This is a genomic window from Rhodococcus sp. YL-1, from assembly GCF_001942025.1.
GTDB classification, from domain to species: Bacteria; Actinomycetota; Actinomycetes; order Mycobacteriales; family Mycobacteriaceae; genus Rhodococcus_F; species Rhodococcus_F qingshengii.
Genome location: NZ_CP017300.1, coordinates 264,455 through 279,510, shown reverse-complemented (window position 1 = coordinate 279,510; position 15,056 = coordinate 264,455). Strand labels below are relative to the sequence as shown.

At 61.4% G+C, this 15,056-nt stretch carries 14 protein-coding genes; 8 read left to right on the top strand and 6 right to left on the bottom strand.

Annotated features, from left to right (window positions below; genetic code table 11):
* Positions 1-790: 790 nt before the first annotated feature.
* Positions 791-1,276: a DUF6301 family protein gene (locus BH682_RS31015; protein ID WP_075835804.1), complete on the bottom strand. Its 486-nt coding sequence runs from the start codon at positions 1,274-1,276 to the stop codon at positions 791-793.
* A 1,021-nt stretch (positions 1,277-2,297) separates the two neighbouring features.
* Between BH682_RS31015 and BH682_RS31005 the strand changes: the two genes are divergently transcribed.
* The gene (locus BH682_RS31005; protein ID WP_075835799.1) at positions 2,298-3,269 is read left to right on the top strand and encodes a DUF4192 domain-containing protein; all 972 of its coding nucleotides are present in this window, start codon (positions 2,298-2,300) and stop codon (positions 3,267-3,269) included.
* Between the two features lie 144 nt (positions 3,270-3,413).
* On the opposite strand, the gene BH682_RS31000 is transcribed toward BH682_RS31005, so the two are convergent.
* Positions 3,414-3,632 (bottom strand): hypothetical protein, encoded by a 219-nt coding sequence (locus tag BH682_RS31000; protein ID WP_232354258.1) that lies wholly within the window; start codon positions 3,630-3,632, stop codon positions 3,414-3,416.
* The gene (locus tag BH682_RS36845) at positions 3,632-4,198 is read right to left on the bottom strand and encodes a hypothetical protein (protein ID WP_232354257.1); all 567 of its coding nucleotides are present in this window, start codon (positions 4,196-4,198) and stop codon (positions 3,632-3,634) included. Before BH682_RS36845 ends, BH682_RS31000 begins: the two co-directional genes overlap by 1 nt.
* A 281-nt stretch (positions 4,199-4,479) precedes the next feature.
* Between BH682_RS36845 and BH682_RS36065 the strand changes: the two genes are divergently transcribed.
* The 5 genes from BH682_RS36065 to BH682_RS30970 all read left to right on the top strand — a co-directional run bounded on the left by BH682_RS36065 (position 4,480) and on the right by BH682_RS30970 (position 7,977).
* On the top strand, positions 4,480-4,701 hold the full coding sequence (locus tag BH682_RS36065; RefSeq protein ID WP_157127669.1) for a hypothetical protein: 222 nt from the start codon (positions 4,480-4,482) through the stop codon (positions 4,699-4,701).
* A gap of 64 nt (positions 4,702-4,765) precedes the next feature.
* Positions 4,766-5,002, top strand: a complete 237-nt coding sequence (locus BH682_RS30985; RefSeq protein WP_064688354.1) for a YlcI/YnfO family protein — start codon at positions 4,766-4,768, stop codon at positions 5,000-5,002.
* Entirely contained in the window at positions 5,002-5,301 is a 300-nt protein-coding gene (locus BH682_RS30980; RefSeq protein WP_064444974.1) for a type II toxin-antitoxin system PemK/MazF family toxin, read from the top strand. The genes BH682_RS30985 and BH682_RS30980 overlap by 1 nt, the downstream gene beginning before the upstream one ends.
* A 28-nt stretch (positions 5,302-5,329) precedes the next feature.
* A complete protein-coding gene (locus BH682_RS30975) occupies positions 5,330-7,180 on the top strand; it encodes a hypothetical protein (RefSeq protein ID WP_075835791.1) in 1,851 nt (616 codons plus the stop codon).
* Complete coding sequence (locus BH682_RS30970; RefSeq protein WP_064688352.1) at positions 7,180-7,977, top strand: hypothetical protein; 798 nt, start codon at positions 7,180-7,182, stop codon at positions 7,975-7,977. Before BH682_RS30975 ends, BH682_RS30970 begins: the two co-directional genes overlap by 1 nt.
* A gap of 127 nt (positions 7,978-8,104) precedes the next feature.
* On the opposite strand, the gene BH682_RS30965 is transcribed toward BH682_RS30970, so the two are convergent.
* On the bottom strand, positions 8,105-9,175 hold the full coding sequence (locus tag BH682_RS30965) for a PDDEXK nuclease domain-containing protein (RefSeq protein ID WP_075835789.1): 1,071 nt from the start codon (positions 9,173-9,175) through the stop codon (positions 8,105-8,107).
* A gap of 300 nt (positions 9,176-9,475) precedes the next feature.
* On the opposite strand from BH682_RS30965, the gene BH682_RS30960 reads away from it, so the two are divergent.
* Positions 9,476-11,428 (top strand): cutinase family protein, encoded by a 1,953-nt coding sequence (locus BH682_RS30960; protein ID WP_232354267.1) that lies wholly within the window; start codon positions 9,476-9,478, stop codon positions 11,426-11,428.
* Between the two features lie 254 nt (positions 11,429-11,682).
* Here BH682_RS30960 and BH682_RS30955 read toward each other — a convergent pair whose 3' ends face one another.
* Together BH682_RS30955 and BH682_RS30950 are read right to left on the bottom strand one after the other, a co-directional pair.
* Positions 11,683-13,476: an alpha/beta fold hydrolase gene (locus tag BH682_RS30955; RefSeq protein ID WP_007727030.1), complete on the bottom strand. Its 1,794-nt coding sequence runs from the start codon at positions 13,474-13,476 to the stop codon at positions 11,683-11,685.
* Entirely contained in the window at positions 13,473-14,072 is a 600-nt protein-coding gene (locus BH682_RS30950; protein ID WP_039972767.1) for a TetR/AcrR family transcriptional regulator, read from the bottom strand. The genes BH682_RS30955 and BH682_RS30950 overlap by 4 nt, the downstream gene beginning before the upstream one ends.
* Positions 14,073-14,547: 475 nt before the next feature.
* Between BH682_RS30950 and BH682_RS30945 the strand changes: the two genes are divergently transcribed.
* Entirely contained in the window at positions 14,548-15,054 is a 507-nt protein-coding gene (locus tag BH682_RS30945) for a hypothetical protein (RefSeq protein ID WP_075835785.1), read from the top strand.
* The last annotated feature ends 2 nt before the right edge of the window (positions 15,055-15,056 follow it).

The window sequence follows — 15,056 nt, the reverse complement described above, 5'->3', positions numbered from 1 at the left end:
AGGTAGAGACGATCGTGGAGCAGCAGATGTTCACCCATCACCAGGGATCTAGGGGAGTTCAGCGGTCTCGTCGTCTGTCAGTTCGATCTCTTGCCCGTTGTCGCCAAGCCAGTAGTAGTCCCGTTGTCCGTCCGCCGGATTTGTGCGCTTAACGATCGAATAAGAGACATCCGAATATGCGCGTAATTACCCAACCGATCAATCGGCGGCGAAGCCGTGCGACGGATTCACCGTTCTGATTCAGTGGTCTCAATGAACACACGAGTGAGCCAAAGATCGCACGTTCGCTTCCTAGCGTTTGCTGCCGGTGGCCTTCTGAGCATCGCCGCAGACCGTTCAATCTCTCGTCGGAATCCGACACATCGAACAGTGGTCTATGCCGCGGGGCTGGTGGGCGCTGCAGTTGTCTATCCGATCTCGCACCTGGGGCGTACTGCGGATTCGGCTGTGCTCACCCGTGAGTGGATTGCGGTGTTGGCGACGGCAGCGGTCTATGTCGGTGCGAGCATTCTGCCGGCACAGGGTGCTGCGCGGCTGACCGCTGGCGGATGGCTTGGGCATGCAGTTTTCGATCACGGACACGATCGAGGTGGGTCTTCACGGCTACCACAGTGGTATCCCATGCTGTGCGCTGGCTTCGACGTTGGCGTAGCAGCGTTGCTGTGCGTGTCGAACACTCCTGTGCCATCGAGAACCACCGCGTAGCCGCAGAATCCGGGCCAGCCCATTCAATTGCGCATCGATCTGTCGACATTGGCCGCACCGGATGCGATCTCGCCGACCTCGATCGCTAGTCCTCGTACTCCGGTTCGGGCTTATCCACCCATGCCTGATACCCCGGACTCGTCAGACGCAAGTCGATCGCATTGACACCCAGGTGCAGTGAAATGACCGCTTTCGGCAGGTCCCACCGGAGAGCTGCCTTTGGTTCGGGTTCGGCGCTCGTGGCTGTTCCCAGGAGTGCGGTAAATGCCACATCGAGGTTCGTGAACCCTTCGTCCAGCAGCGGGCGCACCACTGTCATGGGCGTAGCATCATCTGCCACGTCCGAGACGAAGATCGAGATCCAATCCATTCTGTGTTGCCGCCCGAACATTATCGATTCGGGCCGACCGACACGGAGGCCGGTCCGAATCGAGGCGCCGGTTTGATCCAATTCAACGAGCTCCCATCCAGCCTGTGCGCAGAAGGGTTCGAGGTCGTCGACGGCCCAGGTCCAGTCGAATTCTGCGGCGAGGCGGGCGATCCGGGTGGTGCCTTCGATGTCGACGTGCATGTGTGGATGCTAATTCCTTCTTGATCGTCGTTGACGAAGGCCCAATGCCGCACAGTGGCGCCAAAACGATCGAATGAGAGACGACACCAAGTAGCGCATAACTATCCACAAGGTCTAAGGCAGAAATTAGCTAGTCGACGTGCGGGCCAAGAGTTCGTTCCCCCGGTTGCCATCTGTAGTACAGAGCAACTCCAAAGCAGACAGACGACGCGATGAGGAGACCACCAGAGATACGGGTGAAGACAGCATCTTGTGTAATCAGCAGCACGACCCCGATCACACCTAATGCTGCACTCGCCACTACTTGACCAAGCATCCGGGGTCGTGACCCAAGGCCATTTCGTACCGATGTTGGCTTGCTCTTGTCACGCCACCAGGCGATCCAGCCAATGACAACCAGAGTGATCCACAAGATCTGGATCCAGTCACCACGAATAATGCCCTCCACCAGCAGGAAAAGCGCCGCCGCGGATACAGCTACAACTGCGCTGGCTCGGAGATACTTGGATTGAAGCATGACTGAGCTTGAGGCTCGACCGCCTATGTCGTCAACGCCAGTCGATCTCAACCCTGGGTATGTCACCCTTCAGGTGCTTCACAAACCATCGTGTAGGTAGCTCCGTTTTGGATCTTTACTGTCATGCAGCGAAGCTACCTCGCTGAGATCGGCCCGGTCTGGCGACGGAGTGCCGGACCGGGCGACGCCTGCCCGGCGGCCGGCCACCTTCGGTGTCCCCCCGAAATGAACTCCGCTGCGCTCCGCACCAGCGAAAAGCGTTGATTTGTTTCTCCTTCTGGCCTTCCGATTCTCGTCGGCGGTGACCTGCGCGCAACCCCTGGCGGCGCAAGCGCCGGCCGATGGCTCCGAGAAATTTTCGCCACTCGCAAGCTCCCGCCGAAATTTTCTCGGCCCAGGGGTGGCACTCCGGCCCCCTCATGCCGACGCGATTCTCCTTTGCCAGAAGGCGAAAAAAATTGGCGGGGCACGAGGCCCGGTCACTTTCACAGCAAGGGGAACGACATGCAGAACATCCGTTTGAGGACCGCCACGGACGTCTTGGCCGCAATCCCGGCATTGCTCGGATTCGTCCCCGTCAATTCCGTCGTGATGATCGCTCTCACCGGATCACCGGTCACCCTCGCGTTCGTTGCGCGCACCGATGTCATCGGAGCCGACGCTGCAACCCACTACCGCGTTGCATTCGAGCAAGCCGCAGTCACGTCCGTTATCTGGGTTGTCGTCGGCGCCGGTCCGGTAGCCGCCGCCGGACTCGATCAGATCGAGGCAGCTCAGCGCGAGCTCGACAGCATGGGAATCCGCAGCGTCCGCACCCTTGTCGCCGAGTCTCTCGAAATCGGAGCGGAGTGGTTCGACATCACCGGCGAGGAGAGCGGACGCACCGCAGACCCGATCCTGTCGGAGGTCAGCATGAACCGAATCATGAGCGGACGTCAGACGTCGAGCAGCCGCGCCGACATCGAAGCCCGCTACCGCGAGGACGAGGCCGCCGACATGGACGCAGCCCGCGACGCCGCAGCCGAGCAGGGCGAGGACTTCGCACGAAACACGATCACGGAAATCGCCGCAATCGTGCGCAATTTCGAGGTCCCCAGTCTCGACCTCGCCGCCCGCGCCGGATTGTGCGCGGCAGCGGACCCGCACCACCGCGACGCCATGATCGGAATCGTCACGATCAGCCCGCAAGCCGCAACGGACGCCTTCGGCACCATCGCCGCGCACCTACGAGGAAACTACCGAGTCCAGGCCCTCACTCTTGCGGGGTTGGCCGCATACGTCGACGGCGACGGAATCGCCGCCGGAATTGCGCTCGACGCTGCTAGCGCTATCGGAGTCGACGCCAGCCTCACGACGTTACTCGAGCTGCTCGAAGCGTCCCGCACGGCCGGAATCAAGCCGGAGGCGATCGCCGAACTTGCCACCATCGGCGTCGAGGTAGCGCGGTCGATGGGAATCGACCTCGACACCGAATAGTTGAACGGACAAAAACGCGGCCCCGACTCAACTCGAGAGAGTCGGGGCCGCCCCCGTGCGTGGTGGTGATTGCTCGGGCATCGAGCCCTTACAACCACTGCGCAACACTGCGCGTCCCGGCGATCAGGACGCGTCTTGCGCCGGTCAGTGGAAAAGCTCGTCCGGATCTCCCGCCGCCGGAAACGCGATGTCGGTATGCGGAGTCTGCGCAACCGAGACTCCGGTCAAACCTGCGACGACCGCAACGAGATCCGCATCGGTGATCCTTTGCGTGTGCTTCGTTGCCTGGTACACGGCCGCTTCCACAGCAGACCGCTCACGCGGAGTGAAGTTCTCGCTCATCTTCTGGTGCCCTTCGCTCATCAAAAAAGTGTCGCGGTGCTTGTGTGGCGCAACACCGCTTGAACTGCTTCCGCATCCCAACCGTTGCGCAATGCTTCCCGCAGCGCTCGCGACCGAGCAACCCGCGCCGCACGATCCGGCCCGTACCAATGCCAGCTCTGCCCGCGCCCGCCACCACGTCCCTTCGCGCCCATCCCCGCAAGATTCTGAGATTGCGTGCCGAGCACAACATGCGGACGACCTAACGCTTCCGAGACCCGAACACAGATCGGGTTGTCGCACACCTCGTGAATCGCCATCTCGGAATCTTCGAGAGGCCGACCGAGTTCGAGCATCAGCGCGTACCGATGTGGACGGACGACCCGCTGCCGGCCATCGCGCTTGATCCAAAATCGACCGTAACCGTCGTCAGAAATCGAACCTGTCCAGAAATGGCAGTCACGCTCACCAGGGCCGCGAACAATGAACCGCTCGAACCGCTCCCGCTCCCGATCGTCAGGGGCCGGCAGTGACAATCCATCACGCCGATCTTCCTGGCGACCAAGACCCTGCACGCCCGGAAGCGTTAGGTCCTCCGGGTTCGTCATCGAGAAAACCTAACGCTTCCGGGACCGGCCGATCCGTCGGCGCGAGTTGCCCCCAACCGGGGACAGCGAATTCCCTCATGTGGATGCCCGAGATTTCCGTTCCCGCTCCGCTCGATCTCAGGCAACACACAATCGGTCGCTGACACCCAACCGGGGACAACCCGCATCGCAGTCACCATCGCAGGACCGTCGACTAGGAGGCGACAGCAGTAGGAGACGAATCCGATGTATTCGAAGCAGGCTCAGCCGAAGCCTTTTCATCCTTCTTCGCGGAGTCAGCTTTGGACGAATCCTTTGCCGGAGTCCCGCCGGCCGTACGAGCCAGCTTCAGCAACTTGTTGACCTCGATACTCGTAAGTCCGGTCATCTTCACGATCGACGCGACGGATTCACCGCGACTCTTGAGCGCCGCCAAGGACGATGCCCGGGTGGCATCCGCGGCGAGCAACTTCTCGGTCGTCTCCTGGCGGATGCGAGCGATGCGGGCATCCGCGTTGAAATGATCGGTTCCTCAAATCGCACACGATCGTGGTACCAAAGCGAATCCCACTTCGGTACCCTGGACACATGAGCACGCAGATCGCGGTACGACTACCAGACGAGATCGTGGCGTTTCTCGACGACGAAATCAGGGAACACCGCGCCACCTCGCGGGCCTCGGTAGTGTTGCGCGCTCTCGAACGCGAGCGTCGCCGACAGATCGCCGCACGTGACGCGGAGATTCTCGCGAACGCCACATCCGAACATGACCTGAGTTCTCTCGCTCACCACGCCGCCAATCCGCAGTCAACAGGCCTGAGCTGATGCGACCAATTCACGAAGCCGACCTCGACACAGTCCGCCCGGTCCTCGTACTCACCCGACAGGTGGTCCGTCCACACCTCGGGACCGTCACGGTAGCGCCCATCACCGACGAGATCCGAGGACTGTCCACTGAGGTGTCCGTCAGTGCCGCGAACGGACTATCCGCCGACGCGGTGGTCAGTTGCGATCACATCACCACCATTCCCGTCAGTGCACTCGGCAACGTCATCGGTTATCTTCTGCCAGCACAAGAAGAATCACTGTCCATAGCCGTGCGCGCCGCATTCGATCTCGAATGAGGACGACAGTGAACGGAAAGGATGCAGCATGGCGCTGAAGAAAAGGGAGCAGTTCGCGCTATTCGAGCTCGAAATACCAGAATCCGCTACCCGTTCGGACGAAATTCCCGAGCCAGACCAGCCTGCACTGTTCGACGTTGACGACATCGCTTCTCTCGAAACGAGTTCCGACGCCGCTGAGATCCCAGCCATCGACGATATCGTCGACCCTCCGGACAAGCGCTCCAAAGACGTGGAACCCGAACCCACCCCGGCGTCCGAACGGGACGCAACCGAACCCACCGCCCTACCTCCCGCCAGCGAGGCAGCAGACGGCCACGCCGTCGTTGTCACAGCAGCCGGCACCTATACACCATCCGGCCATACACTCACCGGCCCAGTCGATTCCATCGAAAAACTCGACAAACTCATCAGATGGGCAACGCTCACCCCGCTGGGCGCACCGGCACAGATCTGGATCGTCGGAATCGAAGCCTGCGAAATGCTCGGATGGATCATCGACCCAGGCAGCGAAGACGACGTCGACGACATGGAAATCCTCCGCACACGCGCGGCCGAAGAACTCACAGCTATCCTCCACGCCACGCTGACCCCGATGCTGACCGCAGGATGGGAACTCCGCGGAGAACCCGGCCACGTCGTTCACCTCTCCCGCACCACCGGGAACTTCACGTCCATGGTCGACATTTTCATCGAACCCTACGTATGGACCTACTGGAACAAGGACTTCGGATGGGGCAATCGAGTGGGAGACATGGGGATCCTCGGATCACCCACCGCCGGAACCTACCTCCCCGACGACGACCTGCCAGCTGCACAGGAACTGGGACGCCGACTCGCCTGGTGCGCACAACACCTCGGCGTACTACCCGGCCCCACCCCAGCACGCACCGGCGCCGCCATCGTCGACAAGATCAAACGCGACCGCACCCGCAGCGGTAAAGGAATCGTCGTCACCGTCGGTGGACCCGTCCCACCACTGGACGGCGAACCCCGCGGAGATCTCGAACCTGCAGTCGGATGGACCCGCATCCCGGGCAGCGAAGAACTCTCCGACGCAACACAACTGGTATCGATAGACCAACGAGCGGCATACCTCGCTTCCGCTGGCATGCTCGAATTCGGCTACGGAAAACCTCGGCATCTTCGCGGCGAGAACGCGCTCGACGCTGCGCGGCAATCGAAAACCCCGTTCGGACTCTGGCATGTAACCCTCCCACCCGGTGACATGCTGGCACTGCCACCCGCTCTACCGTTGCCTCACCCACACATGCTCGCCGACCAACCTGTGCAAACGTGGATCACCACCGTCAGCCTCGACGCACTGCAAACCTCCATCGCAGATGGCGGAATCGGCGCAGAACTCGACGACCTCGACATCACCGAAGCATGGGTCTACCCCGAACAAGGTCGGGCCCTCGACAAGTGGGCGAAACTCTTGAGAGAAGCCCGCAAAGTTGCCGTCGACACCGGCGACACAGCAATGAAACGGTTCATCGGCGCCTGCTACAAGGGTTACATCGGCCGAATGGTCAACCCGGACATGTGGACCGCCAAACAAATGCAACATCATCACCAACCGCTCTGGCGGGCAGCGATCATTGCGCACTGCCGCTGGCGAGGTCGCCGCGTCGCGATGCGCATCGCGCGCGAAACCGGGCGTTGGCCGCTGCGCACGGTCACCGATTCTTGGGTCTACCCCCTGCCCCCGGGCATCGACATCGCCGACGATAGTGACGCACTCGGGAAAATGACTCTGGAAAAGCACGCCCCGCTCACCGAGGACATCACTGTCATGCTGACCGACGCCCGCGACACCCACGAGATCAACCTCGCACTCAAAGCTGCGTTCACCGACGAAGATGAAGGAAACATATAGTGGCCCTGCATCTTCCGAAACCACGATCAACCAAACCCGCACAGAAAACTGTCGGCTTGGACGGCCTCAACGTATCTGTCTCGACAGCAGCGACCAGTGGTGTCGAAAAATCGAAATCAGTCAAAAGCGGGGGATTGGCCGGACTCACCAGCAAAGTCTCCGTACGCCAGATCCGTACCGAAATCGGCAAAGAAGGCCTACGGCAAGCAGCTATCGACGCCGGAAGAAAGCCCCCCTCTGACCGAACACTGCGCCGCTGGGCGCAGCAAGGACGAATCCCACACCCCGACGTCACCGAACGCGCCCAACGGCGAGCAGCCATCGAACGCCTCGGCGGAATCGATGCTGTCGCCAAGAAAATCGGCCGTTCACGATCAGCGGTCTCTCGCTACCGCTCCGGGGAAACCAACGAACTACGTGCGGACGCGAAAAAGAAGCTCAAGAACGTCAAAGCCCGCGACATCATGGACCGCGCCGGCGTCCTGCGACCCGACGGACAACCCAAAAAGGCCACCATCCGAGTCCGTGGGGGAGTGTCCGTCCGCAACGGCTCCGAAGAAGGTTACGACTACCGAGTGCGTACCCTCGACTTCGCGAACTCCGACAGCCCCTTCAGTCTCGACGAAACACGGGAACTCGCCATGGCTTTGGCCAACGATGATCATGCCCGGGTGGTTGCGATCCTCGAACGTCACGCCACGATGGACTACCCCGAAAACAAGGGATTCGACCAGTACGGCGACACTTTCGGATTTCACTTCGATTCCATCGAATCCGTCCACATCGACTGGACATAGAACTGCCCTGCCCCTCGACGCACCGGGCAGGTCCAGGCATCGCGTTCGCAGACCCTTGTGCGAAACACCGATATCGATCTCGGCACTAGAGGATATTTCGGCCAGCTTCGGAATCGAATGGCGCCTCTCAGCCGGAGTTGTCAGGTTTGACGGGCAGTTGGGAGTCGAGTTCGGAGACCGTGGCTTCCACAGCTGCGGCGATCTCGTCGTCGGTGGGAACGAGAGCGCGAACCTGGGAGGGGAGAGTCTCATAGGTGTAGTCGGCTACGGCGAGGGGTGCAGTTGTTCCGGCAAGTGAATACCGGACGACGTTGTCGTTGCGGCCCGCGCAGAGCAAGATTCCCACAGTCGGTGCGTGGATGTCCTTGTTGCGGAGGTTGTCGTCGATCCACGAAACATAGAAGCCGAGCTTTCCGACATACTCCGGCTCGAACCTGCCTACCTTCAACTCGACGACGACGAACCTCGCTTGCACCCAGTTGAAGAACAACAGGTCGATGTAGAAATCCTGATTACCGACCTCGAAATGGTATTGGCGCCCGACAAAAGCGAACCCGTGTCCCAGTTCGAGGAGGAACTGCTCCAGACGTCGCATCAGCGCGGACTCCAGTTCCCGCTCTGCGACGCGTTCGGTGATGTCGAGAAAATCGAAGACGTACGGGTCACGCACCAACTGTTGAGCGAGATCGGAATCCTCGGCCGGAAGATGGTCCTGAAAATTCGACGGTGCCGCACCGATCCTGCGCCGTAAACCGCTGTTGATCTGATTTTGCAGTACATTGCGCGACCACCCGTGTTCAGCAGCGGCCGATGCATACCAGTCGCGGTCGGACCGGTTATCGAGTTTGTCGAGCAATACCGTCACATGACCCCACGGCAATTGGCCAACAGGTTGTTGGCCAATTGCATCGCGACCCCAGATGCTCGCCATCTGCCGCATGTACTTCAGATTGGTCCGCGATAACCCACGCATGTCGGGAAAGGCTGATCGAAGATCGACGGCGAGCCTGTCGATCACCTTTGAACCCCAGCCCTCGGCCTCCTGACGCTGCACGATTGCGTTCCCTATGTCCCAATAGAGGCTGAGCAGTTCGGTGTTGACGATTCGGGTGGCGCGCACTCGCGCTTGCCGAACGTGCGACTTGAGATGATCGAGAAGCTGGGCGTAGTCGGCGGGCAGTTCGGCTGGAGCATTCACCCATCCATCTTTACCCAGCGCTGCTGGGAACGCCCACCGGACATGCCCCACTGGACACCTCAGCTCGCAGGAACGGCGCCTCGGGCGTGGATGCGCACTAGACACGGGATCACCGGCCCTCGCGCAGCTGAGTTCTTCACAGGGCGCATTGATCGGAGTCGATCCGTCCAGCACCATGACGGCCCTCACCTGAAATCGGGCGCTTCAGACCAGTCCGCGCGCGGACAGGTACATCGTGTTCCCTGGTAGAGAAAGGTTCTCATGCCGTTCCTAGGTTCGACCATCCACCGTCCGGTATGCATGCTGATGACGGCAACAGTCGTCGCAGCCTCCATCGCTTTGATGTCGCCGGGCATCGCGTCCGCCCAATCAAACGGATGCTCGAAGACTTTCAACCTGTTCATCCCCGGAACCTGGGAAACCGCAGAAGACGCCGATCCCTCGATCCCGGTCGGTATGCTCAAACCGATCGCCCACAGCATCGCGGACACGAACGGTAGCGCGGCGCAGGTCTACACTCTGCCGTACATGGCCCGAGCCTTCGACAACGGAAAAACCTACGCAGACAGCAAATCTGATGGTTTGACGAGGGCGAAGGACGTGATCTCCGAGATCGCAGCGAAATGCTCCGACACCAAATTCACCATCACCGGCTACTCCCAGGGCGCGGACATCGCAGGTGATCTTGCCTCTGAAATCGGCAACGGCACCGGACCCATCAAGGCAGAGCAAGTCCTCGCGGTCGGGCTTCTCGCCGATCCAGGTTCCGGAACGAACGGCGAAACAGTCATCGGCCCGAAACCGTCAGGAAAGGGGATCGCCGATCCGCGGCCGCAGGGCATGGGGAAGCTGTCGGGCCGGGTCGCGTCGATCTGCGATCCGAAAGACCTCTACTGCTCGATCCAAAAAGGTTCGAGCCCGCTGCTCGGGTCGCTGGGTTCAGTGCTCACTGACGCCCCGAGTACTGGAGTTGACGGCCAGGTAGGCGACAATTCACACCTGGCCACCGCGCTGGCGTCGGATTTCTCCCAAGCCGACCTTCCCAGCCTCGCCACAGCCGCGGGCGATCTGACCAGTGAACTGTCGAAGACTGACGGCACAGTCGACCTCGAGAGGGTCGCCTCCAGAGCGGCAACTCTGGCGAACACCATCAGCCCGCTTGCCGAATTACTCGGCTCCGGGGCTGCCAATCCTGCGGCGAACGGGCAGCTCGCTGCATCACCCCCGGGGACAGTCGAGAACAATGCCAGCCAGGTTCTGGACAATGCCGGTCAATCGGATCTCAGCAGTGCGCTCGCGACAGTGACCGCGATCGCCGACACCGCGAGCACACTCGCCAGCAGGGGTTCCACGACGATGCCGGCCCCATCTCCGGACCTGACCTCCCTGTCGGCCGCCGCTGGCACCCTCGACAGCCAGATTGCCCCGCTCCTGGCGACACCGAGCGATGTCCTTGGTTCCGCCTCCGGAGTCCTCTCCTTGCTCAAACCCACAGTGGTCGTCAACCAAGTTCTTAACGTGGCCACCGGTCTCACCGCCCTGGACATGCCAGCGATACAGACAAACCTGAACCTTCTTCCGCAGAAGGTCGCCGCGCTCGACGCCCATGGCGCTCACAAGATCGCCGGGGATCTGAACAACCAGCTCTCGCCGTTGGTGAAGATGGCCGCCGGCGTCGATCTGAAATGGGTCTCACAGGTCCTGTCGGCAATCCCGGATCCGTCCGGCTACTCAAAGGTCGCGGCGCTCGTCGCGTCGATCCTGGGAGGCGTCGACATCATCAAACTCGCCAACCTCGTCGGACGGGTACAGGAAATCGCTTGGGCCGCAGTCGAGAAGCTGTTCCCACCGCCCGGACAGCTCCCCGACCCGATCGGGGCCGGAACTGTCATGACCAGTCTCGTCCCGGTCGGGCTCGAACTCGCCTCTGTCGCGGTCAACATGCTCTCCGGCAAAGCTACGAAGACTGATCCGGCATTGCTCGGCAAGCAGGCCTCGACGGCCGCGACCATCAATACCGCTCAGACGCAGGACCTGGAACTTCCAGCACTGGCTAATTCGTTGACCGCCATGGCCAATTCACAGGGCGCCAACGACCTTGCCTCTCTGGTAGGGGAGGGGCTCGAAGCAGCGTCCTTCTTCGCCTCCGGCGCCCACCAGAACTACAACTCTCTCGTCGTCGACAACGCCGGCCGCAACGCGATGCAGTGGATCTCGGACTGGCTCAATCTGCAGATCGGACGTGCAGCATGAGTCGATACCGTGCCCACAATCAGGCTCCTCGATGGACGATATGCGAGCACTGCGAACACCGTGGCATTTCCCAAGGATGATGCCAGGACAGTCAAGAAGACCACGAGGAGAAAAAGATTGACCGCCGTTTCATACCCACATCACGAAGAGACATTCCACGTCGGTCGCCGGGTTGAAGCCTGACGCAAGCGTCATCGCTTACGGACAACTGCGCAGCCAGACTCTGTCAGCTGCTGAAACCGCAGGCGTCTATGTCACGCGAGCGATCCCTCGAGCAGATCGACGAGAGCATCGGTATGGGTTAGTTGCGGATGGTGCCCGGCACCCGGCAGCGAGATCAGTTTGATGTTCGGAAGTGACTCGAGCTGCGCAACCGCGGCCGGGTCGATTGGGTCTTTGCTTCCTGTGATGATGCGGACCGGGCCACTGAATCGCCTAAGCGCTTCTTGGAGTTCAGCACGCCACCGCTTCGATCCCGCACGGGCGAGATGCTCGGCCACGCTCTTGGAACTGCTTCGCTCGAGGTCACTGAGACTGGAAACGAGAGAATCCGCGCTCGCTTCTGATCCGGTCAGTTTGCGTGAGAGCCGTGCCGGGTCTGCGTGTCGCAAGTAGGCGCGTACGAGCGGCTTCAGTCTGGCCGAGGAACCCATCGGGGCCTGGAGGAAGAACGGTGCGATCAACGTGAGGGACTTCACCTGCGCCGGGAACCGGTCAGCCGCAACTACTGCAGCAGCCGCACCGATGGAGTGGCCGACGAGGTCAGCAGGTTCACCAGCTACTACCGCCGGCAGCCACTCATCCCAGTCCTGAACGCCGGCCCCGCTACTGAGGCCGAGGCCGGGCAAGTCGACGACCCGCCCCTCGATGCCGGCAGCTACCTCTGCCCACGTGTCCGCGTTCACGGGCATGCCGGGAAGAATCACCCGACTCGATCCTCGTACGCCGAGCTCAAATGTCCTCAGGCCGCCGACGTCGACGAATCGACGGTCGGCGGACATGACGGCACCAAACCGATGCGCTGCCAGGTAGTCGGCCCACCGTTCGAGGGACACCAGCACGTCGGGCATCAGGATCCCGTGTCTGTCGGCGAACTCGACGGCGGACTCTGTCGGATAGCGGTCGGCGGACATGAAGGTGAGGGTCTCGGGATCGGCCTTGGTGATCTGCTGCGGGAGCCGCTTGATGACGCCGATCGGAATCCTGACCCGCGGGACCTTCGCACCGAGATGCCGACCGACGTGTGTGAGCAGGTCCGCTAGCGGTGGGGTGTCGTCGTGGAGAACCCAGTAGGCCATGCCCTCAGCAGCGGGATCGACCGCAGCTGCCGTCATGAAGGCCGCAAGATAGTCGACCGTGACGATCGGGAGAAACGTCGATTCGTTTCCAGGCAACGCTGCTGCGGTGCCGTTCCAAATCTGCTCGACTGTGCTGGCCAGCCCGATGTGCTGGTCGGATTCCCCGGTGGCGCTGTCGCCGATCACGCTGGACGGATTGACAATGGTCCAGGGAACTCCGTGCTTGAGGGCTCGGGCCTGGAAGATTGCGTCGGATTCCACTTTTGACGCTTCGTAGGCGCCAAGGTCCTTGTAAACCGCGGTGCGGTGATCGTCGGGCCATGGAACCGTTGTGGGGTCTTGTCCGCCGACGCGGTAGCCCGACACGTGGATCACGCGCTGCAGGTTGGGGAGGTCCTTGGCGAAGTCGATCAGCTTCTCGACGATGCCGACGTTCGCGCTGCGTGCCTCCTGGGCGGTCATTCCGAATCGGTAGGACCCGGCGCAGTTGTGGATCTCTGTGATGAAAGGGAACGCCGATGGGCCACCCGCGACGATTTCAGGAGCGTCGAAGTCGACGATGGTCGTGCTGATGCTCCGCGTCAGGCCATGCTCTCTGACCCATCGCTCGACACGGGCCCCGGACTCGGCGGTCCGAACTGCCGCCGTGACGTTCGTACCAGCCTCGGCGAGGGTCAGGACGAGGTGCCGACCGACCAGACCTGAGGCCCCGAAGACCAGGGCGTGACGGGAGACGTCGCGTGGAGTCATCGCGTTCCGCCAACGGTCTGGCAGCGCTGGTTGATGAGCTCCGCAACGATGTCAGCGGCCGAAATCAGGGGTTGCGTGTTTTGCGTAGCGCGAGAGACGATGACCGCCCCCTCGATCGTCGACACAACAACGGTCGCCAGGGATCGGGCCTCGTCGGGGACAACGCCGCTGGCCTCGAGAAACGCGGTTGTCAGGGCGATCCACGACTCAAAGGCAGCGGCGCACGCCTGCCGCAGACGCTCGTTCTCCGCGCCCATCTCCAGGGTGACGACAGAGACCGGGCAACCCCGCCGGAAGTTGCTCTCGCTGACGATGGTCGTCAGGGCCTCGATCGCGGCGCGTGCTGCCTCGGCCGCATCGACCCGGGAAATCGCGGCCTCTGCAATCAGCGTCCCGAATGCCTTCGTGGCGAGCTCAATCGCTGCGACGCCCAGGCCTTCCTTCCCGTCGGGGAAGTGGAAGTAGATCGACCCTTTCGGCGCTGCGGCGTGTTCGATCACGGCGTTCAGGCCCGTGCCGCTGTAGCCGCTGGTCTGGATGAGCTCGAGCATGGATTCTGCGAGCCGTGCCCTTGTCAGGTCTCCTTTGGATGCCATGAGCCAACAATAGACCGGTCTACATATTATTTTCAACCGAGAGAATGCGTCTACCAACGTCATGGAGCACGTGTCGTAGGGGGCTGGTCGGTGCAGTTATCGTGCACGCTTCCCCAGTTGGTTCATATCGCCACGTAACGGCAGATCGTTCATGTGTCATCTTGAGCGAGATTTTCGTGTCGTCAGAGAAGTCAGGTTGCCATCTCGGCATCGGTGTCTGTTCGATGCCCCAGGGCCGTATAGGCGGCCCTGGACAGGCTGAGCGCTGAACCATCGGCCTTCGCGTGTGATCGTAAAGGGGGCCCTTCTCCACGGGTGCGGCTTCTCAGATGACTCATAGGCGGGCGGTAAACGCAGGCAAATACAGGTCGGATCGTTAACAAAGGAGCCGACATTTCTCGAAATCGGCGTAGTCAGTCTGTTTCTGTGTCAAGATCGGTGATGACGATTCATCGCGAACGATGAAGGAGATCCAATGCGCTCGATCACACGCGCGGCACTGCTCGGTGCTGCAACTCTTCCTCTGGGCTTGGCTGTGCCAGCGCTCGCATCAGCTTCCACCGCCGCGGACGTCAGCTTCGCGTACACCGCATCAGGGTCGACAGTGACCAACACGATCACCAACAATTCGGGAGCGCCCCTGCACTGCGGGACACTGCTCGGCAATGCGCCCGGAGGAACGTTGCCGCCGGTCGAGGACACGCTGCGAGCGGGTCAAACGATTGGAACCACTGGCGAGATCCCCGCCGGGACAACCGCTCAGGTCGTGACGGACATCCCCGACGGCTCATACGTGGTTCTGGCAACGTGCACCAGCAGCGGCGAAGCTACGAGCATGTGGATATCGGATTATCCAGGAATCGAGCCCTACCTCACCGTGTTCCCCTACACCGTCTACACAGTGCAACAAGCATCATGGGTTGTGACAATCCCCAGCACAGATGTACCTACACCGGAGACGGGCGTGAGCTTCGGAAACTGACG

Coding starts and splice junctions, on each gene's coding strand:
- BH682_RS31015 (WP_075835804.1), bottom strand. CDS start 1,276: ATGCACGTCGACATCGAAGGCACCACCCGGATCGCCCGCCTCGCCGCA.
- BH682_RS31005 (WP_075835799.1), top strand. CDS start 2,298: ATGCAGAACATCCGTTTGAGGACCGCCACGGACGTCTTGGCCGCAATC.
- BH682_RS31000 (WP_232354258.1), bottom strand. CDS start 3,632: ATGAGCGAAGGGCACCAGAAGATGAGCGAGAACTTCACTCCGCGTGAG.
- BH682_RS36845 (WP_232354257.1), bottom strand. CDS start 4,198: ATGACGAACCCGGAGGACCTAACGCTTCCGGGCGTGCAGGGTCTTGGT.
- BH682_RS30985 (WP_064688354.1), top strand. CDS start 4,766: ATGAGCACGCAGATCGCGGTACGACTACCAGACGAGATCGTGGCGTTT.
- BH682_RS30980 (WP_064444974.1), top strand. CDS start 5,002: ATGCGACCAATTCACGAAGCCGACCTCGACACAGTCCGCCCGGTCCTC.
- BH682_RS30975 (WP_075835791.1), top strand. CDS start 5,330: ATGGCGCTGAAGAAAAGGGAGCAGTTCGCGCTATTCGAGCTCGAAATA.
- BH682_RS30960 (WP_232354267.1), top strand. CDS start 9,476: ATGCTGATGACGGCAACAGTCGTCGCAGCCTCCATCGCTTTGATGTCG.
- BH682_RS30955 (WP_007727030.1), bottom strand. CDS start 13,476: ATGACTCCACGCGACGTCTCCCGTCACGCCCTGGTCTTCGGGGCCTCA.
- BH682_RS30950 (WP_039972767.1), bottom strand. CDS start 14,072: ATGGCATCCAAAGGAGACCTGACAAGGGCACGGCTCGCAGAATCCATG.
- BH682_RS30945 (WP_075835785.1), top strand. CDS start 14,548: ATGCGCTCGATCACACGCGCGGCACTGCTCGGTGCTGCAACTCTTCCT.